This is a genomic window from Butyrivibrio sp. MB2005 (assembly GCF_000424285.1).
Classification (GTDB): Bacteria; Bacillota; Clostridia; order Lachnospirales; family Lachnospiraceae; genus Butyrivibrio.
In genome coordinates this window covers 213,747-229,950 of record NZ_KE384157.1, presented here as the reverse complement: position 1 = coordinate 229,950, position 16,204 = coordinate 213,747, and the positions used below count along the sequence as shown (strand labels likewise).

General features: G+C 43.6%; 15 protein-coding genes. 11 read left to right on the top strand and 4 right to left on the bottom strand.

What is annotated here, in order from left to right:
• Nucleotides 1–39 precede the first annotated feature (39 nt).
• The 11 genes from G610_RS0116035 to G610_RS0115980 all read left to right on the top strand — a co-directional run bounded on the left by G610_RS0116035 (nucleotide 40) and on the right by G610_RS0115980 (nucleotide 13,952).
• The gene (locus G610_RS0116035; RefSeq protein ID WP_026525578.1) at nucleotides 40–1,374 is read left to right on the top strand and encodes a nitrogenase component 1; all 1,335 of its coding nucleotides are present in this window, start codon (nucleotides 40–42) and stop codon (nucleotides 1,372–1,374) included.
• Nucleotides 1,375–1,509: 135 nt separating this feature from the next.
• Complete coding sequence (gene nifH, locus G610_RS0116030; RefSeq protein WP_026525577.1) at nucleotides 1,510–2,352, top strand: nitrogenase iron protein; 843 nt, start codon at nucleotides 1,510–1,512, stop codon at nucleotides 2,350–2,352.
• 26 nt (nucleotides 2,353–2,378) lie between these two features.
• A complete protein-coding gene (locus tag G610_RS0116025) occupies nucleotides 2,379–3,638 on the top strand; it encodes a radical SAM protein (protein ID WP_081667549.1) in 1,260 nt (419 codons plus the stop codon).
• Between the two features lie 100 nt (nucleotides 3,639–3,738).
• A complete protein-coding gene (locus G610_RS0116020; RefSeq protein WP_026525575.1) occupies nucleotides 3,739–4,521 on the top strand; it encodes a methionine ABC transporter ATP-binding protein in 783 nt (260 codons plus the stop codon).
• Nucleotides 4,518–5,228 carry a methionine ABC transporter permease gene (locus G610_RS0116015; RefSeq protein WP_026525574.1) on the top strand — a complete coding sequence of 237 codons (711 nt, stop codon included), beginning with the start codon at nucleotides 4,518–4,520 and terminating at the stop codon, nucleotides 5,226–5,228. The genes G610_RS0116020 and G610_RS0116015 overlap by 4 nt, the downstream gene beginning before the upstream one ends.
• Before the next feature lie 68 nt (nucleotides 5,229–5,296).
• The gene (locus G610_RS0116010) at nucleotides 5,297–6,199 is read left to right on the top strand and encodes a MetQ/NlpA family ABC transporter substrate-binding protein (protein WP_026525573.1); all 903 of its coding nucleotides are present in this window, start codon (nucleotides 5,297–5,299) and stop codon (nucleotides 6,197–6,199) included.
• Between the two features lie 150 nt (nucleotides 6,200–6,349).
• Nucleotides 6,350–7,285 carry a cysteine synthase A gene (gene cysK, locus G610_RS0116005; RefSeq protein WP_026525572.1) on the top strand — a complete coding sequence of 312 codons (936 nt, stop codon included), beginning with the start codon at nucleotides 6,350–6,352 and terminating at the stop codon, nucleotides 7,283–7,285.
• Nucleotides 7,286–7,446: 161 nt separating this feature from the next.
• Nucleotides 7,447–8,343 carry a LysR family transcriptional regulator gene (locus tag G610_RS0116000; RefSeq protein WP_026525571.1) on the top strand — a complete coding sequence of 299 codons (897 nt, stop codon included), beginning with the start codon at nucleotides 7,447–7,449 and terminating at the stop codon, nucleotides 8,341–8,343.
• A 406-nt stretch (nucleotides 8,344–8,749) separates the two neighbouring features.
• Complete coding sequence (locus G610_RS0115990) at nucleotides 8,750–9,928, top strand: hypothetical protein (RefSeq protein WP_026525570.1); 1,179 nt, start codon at nucleotides 8,750–8,752, stop codon at nucleotides 9,926–9,928.
• An 82-nt stretch (nucleotides 9,929–10,010) separates the two neighbouring features.
• Nucleotides 10,011–11,891, top strand: a complete 1,881-nt coding sequence (locus G610_RS0115985; protein WP_026525569.1) for a hypothetical protein — start codon at nucleotides 10,011–10,013, stop codon at nucleotides 11,889–11,891.
• Nucleotides 11,892–11,993: 102 nt separating this feature from the next.
• Nucleotides 11,994–13,952, top strand: coding sequence for a hypothetical protein (locus G610_RS0115980; RefSeq protein WP_026525568.1), 1,959 nt, complete (start codon nucleotides 11,994–11,996; stop codon nucleotides 13,950–13,952).
• Between the two features lie 70 nt (nucleotides 13,953–14,022).
• Here the strand turns inward: G610_RS0115980 and G610_RS21335 are convergent, their stop codons facing one another.
• The 4 genes from G610_RS21335 to trxA all read right to left on the bottom strand — a co-directional run bounded on the left by G610_RS21335 (nucleotide 14,023) and on the right by trxA (nucleotide 16,106).
• Nucleotides 14,023–14,886 carry a DegV family protein gene (locus G610_RS21335; RefSeq protein ID WP_051198063.1) on the bottom strand — a complete coding sequence of 288 codons (864 nt, stop codon included), beginning with the start codon at nucleotides 14,884–14,886 and terminating at the stop codon, nucleotides 14,023–14,025.
• A 107-nt stretch (nucleotides 14,887–14,993) separates the two neighbouring features.
• Nucleotides 14,994–15,563, bottom strand: a complete 570-nt coding sequence (locus tag G610_RS0115970) for a 4Fe-4S binding protein (RefSeq protein ID WP_026525567.1) — start codon at nucleotides 15,561–15,563, stop codon at nucleotides 14,994–14,996.
• Nucleotides 15,560–15,766, bottom strand: a complete 207-nt coding sequence (locus G610_RS0115965; RefSeq protein WP_026525566.1) for an ATP-binding protein — start codon at nucleotides 15,764–15,766, stop codon at nucleotides 15,560–15,562. Before G610_RS0115965 ends, G610_RS0115970 begins: the two co-directional genes overlap by 4 nt.
• Nucleotides 15,767–15,782: 16 nt before the next feature.
• On the bottom strand, nucleotides 15,783–16,106 hold the full coding sequence (gene trxA, locus G610_RS0115960; protein WP_026525565.1) for a thioredoxin: 324 nt from the start codon (nucleotides 16,104–16,106) through the stop codon (nucleotides 15,783–15,785).
• Nucleotides 16,107–16,204 lie beyond the last annotated feature (98 nt).

Sequence of the window (16,204 nt, the reverse complement as noted above, 5' to 3'; positions counted from 1 at the left end):
TACCGGCTTAAAAATCTATTTTCGGGAGGAGATGAAAAAATGTCAGGAACGATAGAACAGCCAAGATTTACCTGCGGTCTGGGATCAATACAGAGCGTGGTGGCTATAAAAAAAGGAGTACCGATACTTCATTCAGGTCCCGGCTGCGGCGGCCAGATCACAAGACTTATAGGTCAGGGCGAAGGCTATGCAGGCGGATCCACAGCACCCTGCACCAACGCAGAGGAAGCGGATGTTGTATTTGGCGGAGAAAAGAAACTCCGCAGCGTTATAGAAAATTCCTTCAAGGTAATCGATGGTGATTTATATGTAGTTGTCACAGGTTGTACAGCTGCGATCACCGGTGATGATGTAGCAGCAGTAACCGGAGAATTCCAGCTTGATGACAAGCCAATCGTATATGTTGAGGAAGGCGGCTTTAAGAGTAACAACTATGCAAGCCATGAAAGACTTGTAAACGCCATCATTGATCAGTACGTCGATAAATTCAAGGAGAGCGATGAAAAAATTCCGCACCTTGTAAATGTATTCGCATCAATTCCATATCAGGATCCCTATTGGAGCGGCAATCTTGAGGGAATAAAAAAAGTACTTGAGGACATCGGACTTAAGGTAAATATCCTGTTTGGTAACGAGTCCGGCGGCGTGGAGGAATGGAAGACAATTCCAAACGCAGAGTTCAACATCGTAGTAGGACCCTGGGTGGGAATCAAAATCGCAAAGCACCTTAAGGTTAAATACAAACAGCCTTACATCCAGTTCCCTTACCTGCCTATCGGAGCAATCGAGACTTCAAGGTTCCTTCGAAGTGTTGCAGCTTTTGCAGAGCTTGATAACGAGAAGGTTGAAAGCTACATAAAGTCAGAGGAAGCAAAGTATTATTCCCACATTGAAAAGATGGCAGATTTCATGCTGGAGTTCAGATATGGAATTCCCAGAAGAGTTTATTCAATTGCAGACAGCTCTTACTCACTAGGTTTTTCAAAATTTCTGCTTAACGAACTGGGAATCATCCCGGGACCTCAGTACATAGTTGATGATATCCCGGAAAAATATCAGGACTATGTAAGAGAGCAGTTTGAGAATTTATCAGAGCTTCAAAGGAAGAGAGATATCGAAGTAGTCTTTGATCCTGATGCCGGCAAGAACCAGCAACGACTTGAAGAGGATGCAAAGAACTACGAGGATAAGAGAATTCTTATTCTTGGAAGCTCATGGGATAAGAATCTGGCAGACAAAATTAAGGCTGACCTTCTTATCATCTCAGTTCCTGTGCAGCACAGACTGATCATGAACTGCGGATATACAGGCTATGCAGGAGGCCTTCGCGCAATAGAGGATATCTACGACAGAGTTCTTGCAACATACAGATGATGAATAACAAAAGAAACAAATCACAAGAACAAGGCTAATTAAATAATAAACGAAGATGCCCAACTCAAAGCCTTCTCCCTTCCAGGGAGAAGGTGGCACGAAGTGCCGGATGAGGGTCAAAGAGGAGAGTATGAAATGAGACAAATAGCTATCTACGGAAAAGGTGGAATAGGAAAATCAACAACAACCCAGAACCTTACAGCAGGCCTTGCAGAGCTTGGTAAAAATGTCATGGTTGTAGGCTGTGATCCCAAGGCTGATTCAACAAGACTTCTTCTTAACGGTCTTGCGCAGAAGACAGTTCTTGATACCCTTCGCGAGGAGGGTGAGGTGGATGATCTTGACCTCATCATGAAAACAGGCTTTGGCGGAATAAGATGCGTTGAGTCAGGCGGCCCTGAGCCCGGCGTAGGCTGTGCAGGCCGAGGAATCATCACATCAATCGGAATGCTTGAGGATCTTGGTGCATACACAGAGGATCTTGATTATGTTTTCTATGACGTTCTTGGAGACGTTGTATGCGGCGGCTTCGCAATGCCCATAAGAGAAGGAAAAGCAAAGGAAATCTATATCGTAGCTTCAGGTGAGATGATGGCTCTTTATGCGGCTAACAATATCTGCAAGGGTATTCAGAAGTATGCTCTTAAGGGCGGCGTAAGACTTGGCGGAATCATTTGCAATAGCAGAAATGTAGACAGAGAGCATGATCTTCTTAATGCATTTGCTAGGGAACTTGGAAGCCAGCTCATCTATTTTGTACCCAGAGATAACGAGGTTCAGCGTGCGGAGATCAACAGAAAGACTGTTATCGACCACAATCCTACTCATCCTCAGGCAAGGGAGTACAGACATCTTGCAGAAGCAATCGAAGCAAACGAGCAGTTCGTAATTCCAAAGCCCATGACTCAGGAAAGACTTGAAGAAATCCTTATCGAGTTTGGTCTTATGGAGAATCTTAAGGATAGCTACGCGATATAAAAAGGTACAGAAGGTTGGTGATTTAAATGATTATCAGAACGGCATTCGCCACCAGCGACGGAGTAAGTGTAGACAGACATTTCGGCGCTGCGGAGAGATTTGACATATATGAAATTAATACTGAAGCAGACGACTACAAAAGAGTTGAGATCAGACAGGTAGAGAGAGCCTGTCTTGATCACAAGCATCATGACGAGCGAATGGATGCCGTGACAGAGACAATTGAGGATTGCCATGCAGTATTTGCTGAATGCAGCGGAAACGGTGCAAGAACAGTGCTTGAGAGAAAGCAGGTTCAGGCAATAGATGTGGACAGACCTGTAGTTATGATTCTTGATAATATCCTTCACGGAAGGGTTAAGCTCATTGATTCAAGATACACAGAGGTAGTAAAGCCAAGGAAAAATCAGAATTTCCAGCATCTTCAGAAAAAGCATCCCTGCATGAGCGGAGGGGCAAACATGACAGCAGGAAGAATCCATCTTCCCGTCAGTCCTTCCTGCAACATTCAGTGCAAATTCTGCACTCGCCGTTTTGATAAGTCACTTATACGACCCGGCGTCAGCTCACTGGTATTAAAGCCCCAGGAGGCAGTGGAAACAATTAAGAGAGCAAAGGAATTATGCCCTGAGCTTTCTGTTGTTGGAATCGCAGGCCCCGGTGATACGCTGGCAACTGATTCAGCCCTTGAAACCTTTGCTTTAGTTAAGAAGGAATATCCGGAGCTTATAAGCTGCCTTTCAACCAATGGCTTCTGCCTTCACAAAAAGGTGGACAGAATTGCAGAGATCGGAATCGAGACCATTACAGTTACCGTCAATGCCATCGATCCTGAGATTGAGGCTCAGATCAACGAGTTTGTTATCGATGAAAACGGCGTAAAGCATGAGGGTATCGAGGGAGCAGAGCTTCTTATAAAGAATCAGCTTGAAGGAATAAAGAGAGCTGTAGAGCTTGGAATAGTTGTTAAGATCAACAGCGTCATGGTTCCCGGTATCAACAGCTCACATATAGAAGAGGTTGCCAAAAAGGTATCTGAACTTGGTGCTTCAATTCTTAATATTATTCCTCTTATTCCGCAGAACGGAATGGCTGATATACCGGCACCTACCTGCCACGAGCTTGAAGAGGTAAGACAGAGAGCAGGAAGATACATTGAAGTTTTCAGACACTGCCAGCACTGCAGAGCAGATGCTCTTGGAATTCCCGGTTCAGGAAAAGACCTTCACACAGAGCTTTATAAAGGTAGAACAGAGGAGGTGGCTGAGACCTTCAGTCACGGTTAAATGATTTATATACTAATTGAAAAAGAGACATGGCTTTGACTAATAGCCAATTATGACTTAAAGGGGAAATGCCCGGAAAATCCGGTCATGTAAAACAGATATGAGTTATGTCGAAATAGAAAATTTACAAAAAACATATATCGTTCGGGGAGAAGATTTAGAGGTTCTAAAGGGCATAGATTTGGAGGTCGAGCAGGGAGAGATTTATGGCATCATCGGTTTTAGCGGCGCAGGCAAATCTACCCTTGCAAGATGCATCAACAGGCTTGAAACACCAAATGGCGGTTCCATAAAGGTTGGAGGAGTGGACATTCTTTCACTTGATAAAAAACAGCTCCTTGAGGAGAGAAGAAAAATCGGAATGGTTTTCCAGAATTTCAATCTTTTCGATTCAAGAACCGTGTATAGGAATATCGCCTATCCCTTGGAGGTCAGTGGTTTTCCGAAAAACAAAATTAAGGAAAGAGTTCTTGAAACCGCAGAGCTTGTGGGACTATCCGACAAGCTGGATGCATATCCCGGAGGCTTATCCGGCGGACAAAAGCAGAGAGTTGGAATAGCAAGGGCACTTGTTAATAAGCCTGAGCTCCTTCTTTCAGATGAAGCCACATCGGCCCTGGATCCACAGACTACAATCCAGATCCTTGATCTTTTAAAGGAAATAAATAAAAAGGCAGGCATAACGATCCTGATGATAACCCACGAGCTTGACGCCATCAGATACAGCTGTAACAGAATGGCCGTTTTAGAGGAAGGAAAGATCATCGAGAAGGGAACCGTTGCAGGAATTTTCAATAATCCCAAGAGCAGGACAGGTGAACTGTTCGCCAAGGTATTTAATGAGTTCCAGAATATCAGCCTGTCGGAGGGAGCCGGAATATGAGTTTACTTGATTCATCTTTATGGGATGTTATCAAAGCTTCCTTCAATCCTGATATTTGGAAGGAGCTTGTAACACCTGTCGGAGAGACAATTTACATGACGGTCATATCGTCGCTTATAGTTTTGATCTTTGGAATACTACTTGGGATTTTTCTTACTATTACAAGCCCTGATGGACTGCTTCCGCTGACGGCGCCTTATGTGACCGCAGGATGGATCATTAACGTCCTTCGTTCACTACCACAGATGGTAATGATAATACTGATGATACCTGTAGCAAGACTAATCTTTGGAAAATCCTACGGCACCAACGCATGTATCATCGCCATATCAGCCAGCTGTATTCCTATGTATGCACGAATTGTTGAGAGCTCGCTTTTGGAAATAGGAAAGGGAAAAATTGAGGCAGCCAAATCCATAGGAAGCACGAATTTTCAGATAATCACCAAGGTGATCATCCCCGAAACATTGCCCGGTCTCATAAGAGGCTTCACGGTGGCGGTCATTTCCGTCATTTCCATGACAGCCCTGGCCGGAATGTTCGGGGCAGGGGGAATCGGCGACATAGCCGTAAGATTCGGATACCAGAGATTCCAGCATGACAGGCTCTTCACCTGCGTATACATTCTTGTAATCCTTGTTCAGCTGACACAGGGGATTGGAAATCTCGTATCAAACAGAATACTTAAAACCAGAAATCTACTTTAGGTTCTTCCGCTTTTTTAAGCGATAAGAATAGATACTAAACGCTAAGCACATTTAAGGAGGAAAAACACATGAAAAAAAGGACACTATCTATCATTCTCACAACAGTAACAGCTTTATCAGTTCTTGCAGGCTGCGGAAAAAGCGCAGGTGATAAGGCAGAGGCTGCAGCAACTGTAGCTGAAGATCAGGCTGATGCAACTGAGGAAGTATCAGATGAGGCTGTAGCAACAACAGATGCTCCCGAGGGAGAAACCGTGGTACTTAAGGGTATCGTAGATCTGGTACCTCACTCAGAAATCATCGAGTATGTTAAGCCCAAGCTTGCTGAGCAGGGAATCGAGATTGATCTTGTTGCTACGGCAGCAGATTCAACAACCAATGAGAAGCTAAACGCAGGGGAGATAGATTTTAACTATTTCCAGCATGATCCCTATCTTCAGTCAGAGATTGAAGCAAACGGATATGATCTTGTGGATGCAGGCGATATCCATGTTGAGCCTATCACAGCTTATTCCGATAAGTACACATCCAAGGATGAGATCGAGGAAGGCGACGTTGTAGCTATTCCTAACGATGCTACAAATGAGTATCGTGCTCTTAGAATCTTAGAGCAGAACGGATTCATCAAGCTTGCTGACGGCGTTCAGGATTCACTTAGCGCTTCCGTTTCAGATATTGAAGAGTACACAGTTCAGCTTGAAATTGTAGAGCTTGATTCAGCTCAGATCATCCCTACCAAGGATGACTATGACTTCTTTATCACAAACACAAACAAGGCTCTGGAAGCAGGCATTGATTCAGCAAGGCTTTTCAGTGAAGGTGCAGACAGCCCATATGCTAACATCATCGCTGTAAGAACTGAGAATAAGGACAACCCGGCAATCAAGGCACTGGTGGCAGCGCTTCTTGATGAGGATACCCAGAAGTTCATTGAGGATAAGTATAATGGCGCAGTTATCCCTGTTAAGTGATAACCTCAGATTATCGCGCGAAAACTAATACTTATAACCAGCAATCAGTTTTACTTGTTTTTGTTAAACTTTTTACTGTGCTACTATAATATCAACAAAAAGAACGAAGCCACGTAAGGCAAATACTTAAGATATTGGAGGAGAAAGAAAATGGCACAGATTAAAGAAAGCGCACTTGAACTTATTGGTAAGACACCACTTCTTAAATTAAATGGATATAGTAAAAATGCAGGAGTTACAAATGCAACAATCTTAGCAAAGCTTGAGTACTTAAATCCTGCAGGATCAGTTAAGGACAGAATCGCCCTTGCAATGATCGAAGAAGCAGAAAAGAGTGGAAAGCTTAAGCCCGGCGCAACAATTATAGAGCCCACATCAGGTAACACAGGAATCGGACTTGCAGCAGTAGCAGCAGCTAAGGGCTACAAGGCAATCCTTACACTTCCTGATACCATGAGTGTTGAGAGAAGAAATCTTCTTAAGGCATACGGCGCAGAGCTGGTACTTACAGAAGGCGCTAAGGGAATGAAGGGAGCAATTGCAAAGGCTGAGGAGCTTGAGAAGGAGATCGAAGGATCAATCATCCTTGGACAGTTTGTGAATCCCGCAAACCCTGCTGTACATAAAGCAACAACAGGCCCCGAGATTTGGGAGCAGACAGACGGTAAGGTTGATGTGTTCATCGCAGGCGTTGGTACCGGCGGAACAATCACAGGTGTAGGCGAATACCTTAAGGAGCAGAATCCTAATGTTAAGGTTATCGCAGTTGAGCCCGCATCAAGCCCCGTTCTTTCACAGGGTACTTCAGGAGCTCATAAGATTCAGGGTATCGGCGCAGGCTTCGTACCGGATGTTCTTAACACCAAGGTATACGACGAAGTAATCGCTATTGAAAACGAAGATGCTTTCGAAGAAGGCAGAAGATTCGCACACTCCGAAGGTATTCTTGTTGGCATCTCATCCGGTGCAGCCCTTAAGGCAGCAAGAATCCTTTCAGAGAGAGAAGAGTTTAAGGGAAAGAACATAGTAGTTCTCCTTCCCGACTCAGGAGACAGATATCTGTCTACACCGCTTTTTGCAAACTAAGCAAACTTACCAAGATAACATACAGACATCTCATACTGCCAAAGAGATGTTTTTGCCAAAGCTCAGTATGCCACTGAGTAAATCTAAATAATCCTTCCTACTACAATAAGCTGTAATGTGGTATCATGTTTGAAACGAACTATCATTGGGGGAGCCTCAACATGACCATATTACAGCTTAAATATGTTATTGCAATAGATGAAGAATGCTCCATGCGAAAAGCTGCTGACAGACTCTATGTTTCGCAGCCGGGACTTTCCAGTGCAGTCAGAGATCTTGAGAGTGAGCTGGGCATTCAGATTTTTGAAAGAGTACATAACGGCGTCGTGACTACCGCAGCCGGAGCCTCTTTTATTGCCTACGCAAGAAGTGCGGTTGAGCAGTTTGAGAAGGTCGAGAATAAGTATCTTAGCGGCAAGGGACACAAGCCTACATTTTCCGTATCAATGCAGCATTACACGATCGCTGTTAATGCATTTATCGAGACCGTCAGAGAGTATGACCTTGAGGAGTATCAGTTTTCCATCAGAGAGACCCAGACCGGCGAGGTTATAGAAGATATCAAGACCTTGAAAAGTGAAGTTGGGGTAATCGCCCTCAGCGACTTTAATAAGAGCACTTTTAAAAAGGTTTTTGCAGACGCATCATTAGAATTCCACGAGTTATTCACTAGAAATACCTATGTTTATTTAAGAAAAGATCATCCTCTTGCAGACAGAGATGAGCTGTCCTTGGAGGATCTTCAGGATTATCCCTGCATGGTTTTTGATCAGGGTGACAATACCTCCTTCTATTACAGAGAAGAGGCCCTTGCAACCTATGATTACAAGAAGGTTATCAGTACCAACGAGAGAGCCACATCCGTTGAGCTTATGCTTGGACTTGACGGCTACGCAGTAGGTGCTGCCATGCTTGGAGACAGTCTAAATTCCGCAGATTTAAAAGCTGTAAAGCTTAAGGAAGAGGAGACCCTGACCTTTGGTTATATTACAAGGAAGGGAACTACCTTAAGCAAAATGGCGCAGACTTTTGTAGATAAACTGGAAAGCGTTAAATAGGAAAAGTTGTATCAAATGAGCCATGGAAAGCTGAGCTATAATTAACTGTATTATTGTAGGTATACTCATGGCTGAATTACGGGGGGAAAATGGAAAACCACTTTTTATTCCCGTAAGGAAGGCAAAGATTATAGCCTGGATTACGTGGGTGAGTAGGGAAAACAATATTTACCCCCGTAAGAAAGTTATGGAATATGGCTTAGATTACGTGGGTGAGTAGGGAAAACAATATTTACCCCCGTAAGAAAGTCATGGAATATGGCCTGGACTACGTGGGTGAGTAGGGAAAACAATATTTACCCCCGTAAGAAAGTCATAATATGATCTAGATTACGTGGATGAAGTAGGAAAAAGTATTTGGACCCGTAATAAAGGCAACGAAAAATATATACGAGGGGGAAGTATTATGAGGAAAAGAATATTTGCAGGTGCACTGGTTGTTATGACGGCAGCAGCGATGGCTATGTCAGGGTGTGGTGCTAAAGGTAATTCAGAAGAAAATTCAACCGGACTTATTCAGGAGAAATTGCAGGATATCAGTGAGGAAAATGCTGATGAAGCTGCGAGCAGTGAATCAGAGAACGCAACTTCTGAGGCATCTGAAACAGACGCTGATAGTGAGAAAAATGCTGAGACAGCAGGCACTGAAGATCAGAACGCAACAGAAACTAATGACACTTCTGAGGCATCAGATGCAGCCAGCGAAGAAACAGGAAGTTCCTCTGGCGATAAGCTTGCATCAAGCACCATAACCGATGATGATTTGTATGCCATCTTGGATAATGTTGCATCTACTACCGGCGCAGCATCAGGTGATATCAGATACAACTGCATCGATGATTTTGATGGGGATGGAACCTTTGAGGGCTTTGTTTTTGCAGGCTCTGAGCCCGATGACATGAACTGGTGTGAAGGGACCGTTTACTTTGCAAGCAGTGACAAATGCGATGAGGTTTTCAAGGGAACACTTTATTACAACGATAATGAAAGTGTTTTCAGATATATGGACTGCGGAAGCAGAAGATTTGCACTTTTTAATGAAGCCTATGTAACTGCTCTTGTTTCCCATATCTATTATGTTGATGGGAATAAGCCCGTAGAGTCCGCTATTTCAGGAATTGGTGATTTCTATGTGGGAGAAGATCCAACTGAGATAAATATGACACTTAGTGCCTACGACAATTTCTGTGATTTTACAGAGGGCGATGAATCATCATACATGTGGACAGGTCATACCTGGAAGCCCTATTACTTCCACTATGATGAGAGCAGCAAGGACTACAAGGAGTACGGAGCTGTCAGCATTTCTGAGGATGAGCTGGCTGAGATAGTGGGAACCGATCTGGCATCTGAGATAAAGGCAGAGGGTTATCAGGTTGATAACATCTATAAGAGAGAAAACGGCCTTGTTAATGTGAACTACTCAAAGGTTGTAAATAATGATGATGGCACCTTAAGTGTCACCTATAAAAATGCCACCTATGATGAGAAGGCAGGAAAATACGCTGATCCCTGGGGCGAGGGAGGGGGCACCTGGCAGGAATCTGACTACGGCGGAATCTATGAGATATCAGTGAAGCCGTGAGCTGTTATGTATTAAAAGGCACATCGTGGTAATTCACGTTTGCAGACGACACTGCGATATCAGTGTCTTATGAGGAGGGAAAATGTACAAAGGGAGAAATCTTTTTCTTAAAAGAATTCTGGCATTAGCTATGGCAGGTTCACTTGTGCTGACTTTTGGCTGCGGAAAAAATGAGTCTAAGCAGTCAGGCGCAGGAACTGATGACCGGGCTCAGCAGAGTGCTGAAAGCACAGACGATGGAACCGGGGCACCCACAAAAAAGAGTGATGAAGATGCAGGCGCATCGAACAGCGCTGATAACACAGATGCATCAGACGAATCAGATTCCAGTGCCGGTGAAGCTTCTGCTGAAGATGCATCTGCTTCTGATTCTGAGAGCGATTCTGCTTCATCCACAGAACAATTGGAAAGCATTGACTATACCTTCAAGAATTTTCCCATGGAGCTTTCCAGGGATTATACCGGTATAGCCAGTGGCAATTACTATACAATTACCCTTGAAAAAAATGTAAAAGACAAATATCCAAAGCTTCAGGAAGCACTGGATAATACAAGCGATGCCCTAAAGGCAGACGTAAGCAGCTTTTTCTCTGATAATATAGCTGATATAAATGACGTTTTCGAAAATGGATGGGGCGTGGGCTTTGAAAGTGACCATGATATGTATCCCGTCAGATCCGACAGCAAAGTAGTCTCATTTTTAATGTCAGATTACACATACATGGCAGGAGCTCACGGCGTCACAGGCTTTACAGGCTACAATTTTGATCCCGTAACAGGTGAGAGCATTCAGTTTGAAGATGTTGTGAAAAAGACCGACGGACTTCCTGAGGTTATCGTAGATGAGCTTATAAAACAAAATGATGATCTTAAGGATTATTTTGGCGAGCTGGGTACTGATAAGGAGAATCTAATTTCCGGAATCCCTGATAGATATAAAAATAATGCGAGAATGCTGGCTTGGGTCATTGATTATGATGGAATCGTGCTGAATTTTGAAGATTATGCCATGGGCAGCTATGCTATAGGAACCCAGTCGGTTAAGCTTAAGTTTGCTGATTATCCTGAGTTTTTTACAGATACCTATAATAACTACGAAGGCGTAGAAATTCCTGTTATTGCGGAGATTGCAAGAGAGCTTAAGGAAGAGGATAAGGAAATCATTGATGCTTCCACTATAGCACCTACGGAGAAAAAAGTTCTTAAGCGCGAAGAGGATATACTGTTTGAGGAAAGCGGCGGTGAAGACTGGTGGTATCACGCAACAGTACATAATCCCGGTTGGAGTGCATGGTGCGCTGAGGGCATAGATACTGATCCCGGAACTCCTTCTTTTGAGCTGAAGGAACTTTCATCCTACACCACAGACTGGATAGATGAAGACAAATGGGCTGCGGAAAAGGGAATAAGACTTCCAAATACTTTGCCCTATACAGATGATACCTACAACTACAGTGCTATCAATAATGCTGAAGGCGGCGAGCTTTCCTTGACTGTATACAATCATGTGGACCAGACTTTGTGCGGTATTTTCTATTTTGATGAATTTATAACTCCGCCGGATCAGGGTACAGGCTTGTTCGCGGACTTCACTGAGCCCGGAATTGATTATGCGGAAGTAAAGGATGGCATTCTTTACGTGGCTTTGGGACACAGAACCTATGCTGCAGCGAATCCGCATAAATCCTACATTGTGGCAATAGACACCACCACCGGCGAAACACTTTGGAGAAGTGAAGATCAGGTTTGCGGATCCCACAATTTTGTTTTTGAAGGTGACAGTATTATCTGCGGCTATGGCTTTACTGATGAACCTGACTACATTTATATCCTTAACAAGAAAAACGGTAAGACTCAGAAGCAGATCAAGGTTAAGTCTGCGCCTTACTATTTTGTTCCGCAGGAGGATCAGCTATACGTTATAACTTACAATACTGAGTATTTGTATTCGATTAAAAAATAAAAAAGATGAGTGCCGGCATTAAATCACAGAGATAGGTTTAGTGCCGGGCTCTGTGTAAATTAGAGGCGCTTTTTACTTAATGAAGTTTTTGAGGGGAATATTATGAATAAGAAAAAGGCAGTGCTGATAAGGATAGGAATACTGGCTGTTGCTATTTATCTGTTAAATGGCTGTACCAATACTGCAAAAAACAGTGGGCAGCAGTCTGAGCAAAATGATGGGACGCAGTCAGACGTAGTGACAGAAGACAGAGATGCTATCTCAGATCAGGACTCAGCCAGCGACAGTTCTTCGGAGAACGAAGAATCTGCAACAACTGATGATGCAGGTGATGAGAGCATGGAAACTGATAGTGCAAATTCAGATGGCACAGACAATGAAGCTTCAAATTCATCAGGCGCAGAGACTGTAAGCCTTAAGACATCTAATGACATCAACGCATTTGTCGCAGGCGAGTGGACAATGCTGAATAATGATACCGGTAAAGATTTTGCAACCATCACTTTCAAAGAAAATGGTGATCTTAACTTTACCAGACTCTCCGATGGTGTAAGCTGCGATGGCCACATTACTTTTGAAAAGAGCGATGCAGAGGGAGAGAACCCTGATAAATACACTATTCATTTAGATAAGATAGGAGATTTTCTTCCGGAATCAGACCAGGGTATTGATGACAGTGCTGATACCAGCGGTCTTTTCCATATAGGTATCGCAGAGGGAAAAGATTATTTATATCTCACAGAGCTTGGAAACGGAGATACCTGGATTTCCATAAGTGTATTTAACACCAGCGATTATGCTGATTTTGATAACTGGTCCTCGGACTGGCTTTTTTACAGAGAAAATGATAAAGCAGGTGACTTCGAACCGGAGAAGGGTGAGGAATTTTATGCCTTTGCCTGGGGGAGAGGTCAGGATGGTAAAAAGGTTGAACTTCAGAGGATGGAGCCCTACGAATTTGATACCTTTGAGGAATACACTGACAGAGCCTTCAGGGGTGCATATTTTGGCGAGGTGGACGACCTCAGTGTAAGAAGCTATGAGATAGATGGCGATGCCGGCACAGAGTACTTTTTTAACGAGAAGAGATTCGAAAACAGACCTCTCTACGTTTATCATGTAACCACTGATTCTCAGGGAAAAATATCGGGGATTGAAGAGGTGGACAGAAGCTATTTTGGAATGTACGAGCTGGCTAATTTAGAGCATGAGTACAGCTTTGATTCTACGACATTTTACTACGGCGCAGCATCCTTCAAGATTCAGGATATTGTTCCCGCATCCACGGCTATAACCGGGTGCCAGAAGGTGGGCGATTTCATAATGGTTGAGTGCCATGTGAATCCACACTACAGCTGCTATGCATTCTACAGCATTTACAGAGGGGAGTTTGTTTTCGATATTTTAGGAGCAAACCTCACCTGGAAGGACGACGACCTTTCAACTTTAATCTATTCAAGATATAACGAGATATTTGATGTTTGGGGCAACTTTGTAGGAAGCGTTCAGGAAGGAGAAGTTTACGGTCTTGAGTTTGGAGATGGAGATATTATAAAGGCTAACTGCTGGATCATAAACGGAGAGCAGGAAGAAGAGTTTACTGAAGAATTCGAGTACGAGCTTGTGGATAAGCCCATGTTTGACTATTTCAGATTCCTTCTTAGTTATGACAAGAGCAGCTTGTGGAGAGAGTTTAGGCAGGAAGCTGCTGAAGATGATGGAGCATTTGTGATAGTTAATGCACCTGATTTTATAAAGGAACTGATACCTGAGCCGGACACCTATGTGGAAGGTGCTTTGGATGAGCTTACGGTAGTTCCACTTTCTGACTATGCAAAGGTGGGCCTTGAAGACGCAGAACAGGGTGAAACTGGTAGCAGCAATGGAAACAGTGCAGTGCAGGAATTTTCCAAAAACAATCCCATGAGCTACATAGTAACCGTTCCTGAAGGAATGCCTGTTACAAATCTTATTGTAAGATATAAATCTGGAAAAGAAGTAATCTGGCCTATAGGACAGATTACAGGCAGAACACCGCAAAGATCAACATTTGTAAAGTAGGAAGCTAAAAGAAAACCGTCGCCAATTGTAAAATACAATCCGGCGACGGTTTTATAATTCATATAATCTTTTATCGCTCCTTGCCCCAGAAGAACAGCCCCAGCATTCCCGGACCTACATGCGCTCCTGAGAAGGGCTCGTGCTGACAAATCGTGATGTTGGCAGCAGGGTTAACTTCCTTGACCATTTCAGCCAGCTGATTGGCATCATCAAGGCAATCGCCGTGGGAGATGCATACAGTCTGATCATCAGTATCCATTCTCTTTTCAGAGTATTTACGGAGGATAGCCTTTACGGCATTCTTGCGGCCTCGTACTTTATCGCAGGAGATGATATGTCCTATGCTGTCACCAAACAGAATAGGTTTGATATTAAGTATGGTACCGATCTGTGCGGTAACGCCACTTACGCGTCCTGTGTTTTTAAGGAAGTTGAGGTCATCAACTGTGAAATACTGGCAGGCGTGAGGTACAGCTTCATCGAGTATTTTTGCGGCCTCTCTGCAGTCCACACCGTCTTTGCTTAGCTTTGCTGCTTTAAGTGCCAGAATTCCATTACCAAAACCACATCCGTGAGAATCAACGATATGGATGAAACAGTCAGGATATTCCTCCATCAGCTCATCGGCTGCTGCGATAGCGGCATTGTAGGTTCCGCTGATTCCTGAGCTCATGGCTATGTAGATTATCTCACCGCCATCCTTGGCGATGGGAGTAAAGTGATCTAGAAACAGAGCAGTATTAAGGAGGCTTGTTTTGATCTTATCGCCGTTTTTCAGACCTTCATAGTAGGCGTGACCATCAAAGTCCTCAATGTCTCCTGTATAAGTAACTAATTCATCATTAACAAGGTAACTGCATGGTAAAAGAGTTATACCATCTAAAAGCTGTTTTGGAAGATTTGCACATCCGTCTGCAAATACATAAAAACTCACGGCTTTTTCCTCCGAATGTCATTAATTTATCCTTTGATAGTTTATCACATTCGAGGTGTGGCCTGCACAAAAAAGTTGAAAATATATTCAATTTTCAGAGCGCCGGGTTAATGATTTTTTATCTTGCAAATTCCCTGAGTCATGGTGCCCATGGGACAAAAAGCGCACCATGTTCGCGGACGATAAAGAGCCATTACAACAAGACCGATGAGGGTTGATGTCAGCATGAGACTGTAGAAGCCATAGCTGAACTGAGTAATCCATGCAGGGACACCTGTTACGGTATATGCCCACTGCCAGGGTACCTTAAAGGTCCAGAACAGCTTCACCACTGTCTTAAGAGATGCGCCGCCATAAACAAGGTAAGTCTGATAGATCATGTTACCGAACATTGTCATGAAAAATGCAAGGAACCCGTATCTGAAATATTTGCTGTACATCCAGGCAGGAGCAACCTTCCTGTTTTTCATTTTAAGAGCTCTCGGGATTATGGCAAAAAGCTTACCTCTGCCGCAGTATCTGTTACAGAAGGCTTTGCCGCCGCCAACTGAAGCTACTATGATCGGAACAATAAAATCGATCATTCCAAGCCATGCGAACAAAATATTGAAAAAGCCCAGTGAAAAATAAATGATGGGCCATATCCACAAATAGTCGTACCAGTGTTTCTTTTTCATTTTTTCATGTCCAATCTTTCTATCAGTGTGATGCATCCTGTGGGGCAGGTCCTGCTGCAGAGTCCGCAGCCTACACATTTAGCTGCATCCACATCCGCATAGCATCCGTTAATGGTTTTTATGGCGCCTACGGGGCATGCTTCCATACATGCCCCGCAGCTTACGCAAATATCTTTATCTACTACCGCGTTTTTTCTGATCATCTTTTTCTCCCGACTATTATGCTGAAATAAGAGAATCAAGCTTTGAAGAGAGAACTGATTCAGGCATTCCGCCCACTTCTGTATCAACAACCTTACCGTTCTTGATAAATACGAAGCTGGGGATGCTCATTACGCCATATTCTGCAGCGAGGCTGGGCTCTCTGTCTGTGTTGACCTTGCCAACCTTAACCTTGCCGTCGAATTTTTTTGCCATCTCTTCCACAACGGGGAGCATCATACGGCAGGGGCCGCACCAGTCTGCGTAGAAATCTACGAGTACAGGGATGTCGCTGTTTAAAACTTCTTCATTGAAATTGTCTTTTGTGAACTGATATTCCATTTTTATTACCTAACCTTTCTTAAAAAGCATTGTTAAATCGTTCTGATAATGTTAGTATATGTGGTATAAAAATTATATCAAGTACGCAGATTATATAT

Bases quoted from the DNA above. Each gene is read 5' to 3' on its own strand.
- G610_RS0115990 (WP_026525570.1), top strand. From the start codon at position 8,750: ATGAGGAAAAGAATATTTGCAGGTGCACTGGTTGTTATGACGGCAGCA.
- G610_RS0116035 (WP_026525578.1), top strand. From the start codon at position 40: ATGTCAGGAACGATAGAACAGCCAAGATTTACCTGCGGTCTGGGATCA.
- cysK (WP_026525572.1), top strand. From the start codon at position 6,350: ATGGCACAGATTAAAGAAAGCGCACTTGAACTTATTGGTAAGACACCA.
- G610_RS0115980 (WP_026525568.1), top strand. From the start codon at position 11,994: ATGAATAAGAAAAAGGCAGTGCTGATAAGGATAGGAATACTGGCTGTT.
- G610_RS0116000 (WP_026525571.1), top strand. From the start codon at position 7,447: ATGACCATATTACAGCTTAAATATGTTATTGCAATAGATGAAGAATGC.
- G610_RS0115970 (WP_026525567.1), bottom strand. From the start codon at position 15,563: ATGAAAAAGAAACACTGGTACGACTATTTGTGGATATGGCCCATCATT.
- nifH (WP_026525577.1), top strand. From the start codon at position 1,510: ATGAGACAAATAGCTATCTACGGAAAAGGTGGAATAGGAAAATCAACA.
- G610_RS0115965 (WP_026525566.1), bottom strand. From the start codon at position 15,766: ATGATCAGAAAAAACGCGGTAGTAGATAAAGATATTTGCGTAAGCTGC.
- G610_RS0116020 (WP_026525575.1), top strand. From the start codon at position 3,739: ATGAGTTATGTCGAAATAGAAAATTTACAAAAAACATATATCGTTCGG.
- trxA (WP_026525565.1), bottom strand. From the start codon at position 16,106: ATGGAATATCAGTTCACAAAAGACAATTTCAATGAAGAAGTTTTAAAC.
- G610_RS0116025 (WP_081667549.1), top strand. From the start codon at position 2,379: ATGATTATCAGAACGGCATTCGCCACCAGCGACGGAGTAAGTGTAGAC.
- G610_RS0116015 (WP_026525574.1), top strand. From the start codon at position 4,518: ATGAGTTTACTTGATTCATCTTTATGGGATGTTATCAAAGCTTCCTTC.
- G610_RS0115985 (WP_026525569.1), top strand. From the start codon at position 10,011: ATGTACAAAGGGAGAAATCTTTTTCTTAAAAGAATTCTGGCATTAGCT.
- G610_RS0116010 (WP_026525573.1), top strand. From the start codon at position 5,297: ATGAAAAAAAGGACACTATCTATCATTCTCACAACAGTAACAGCTTTA.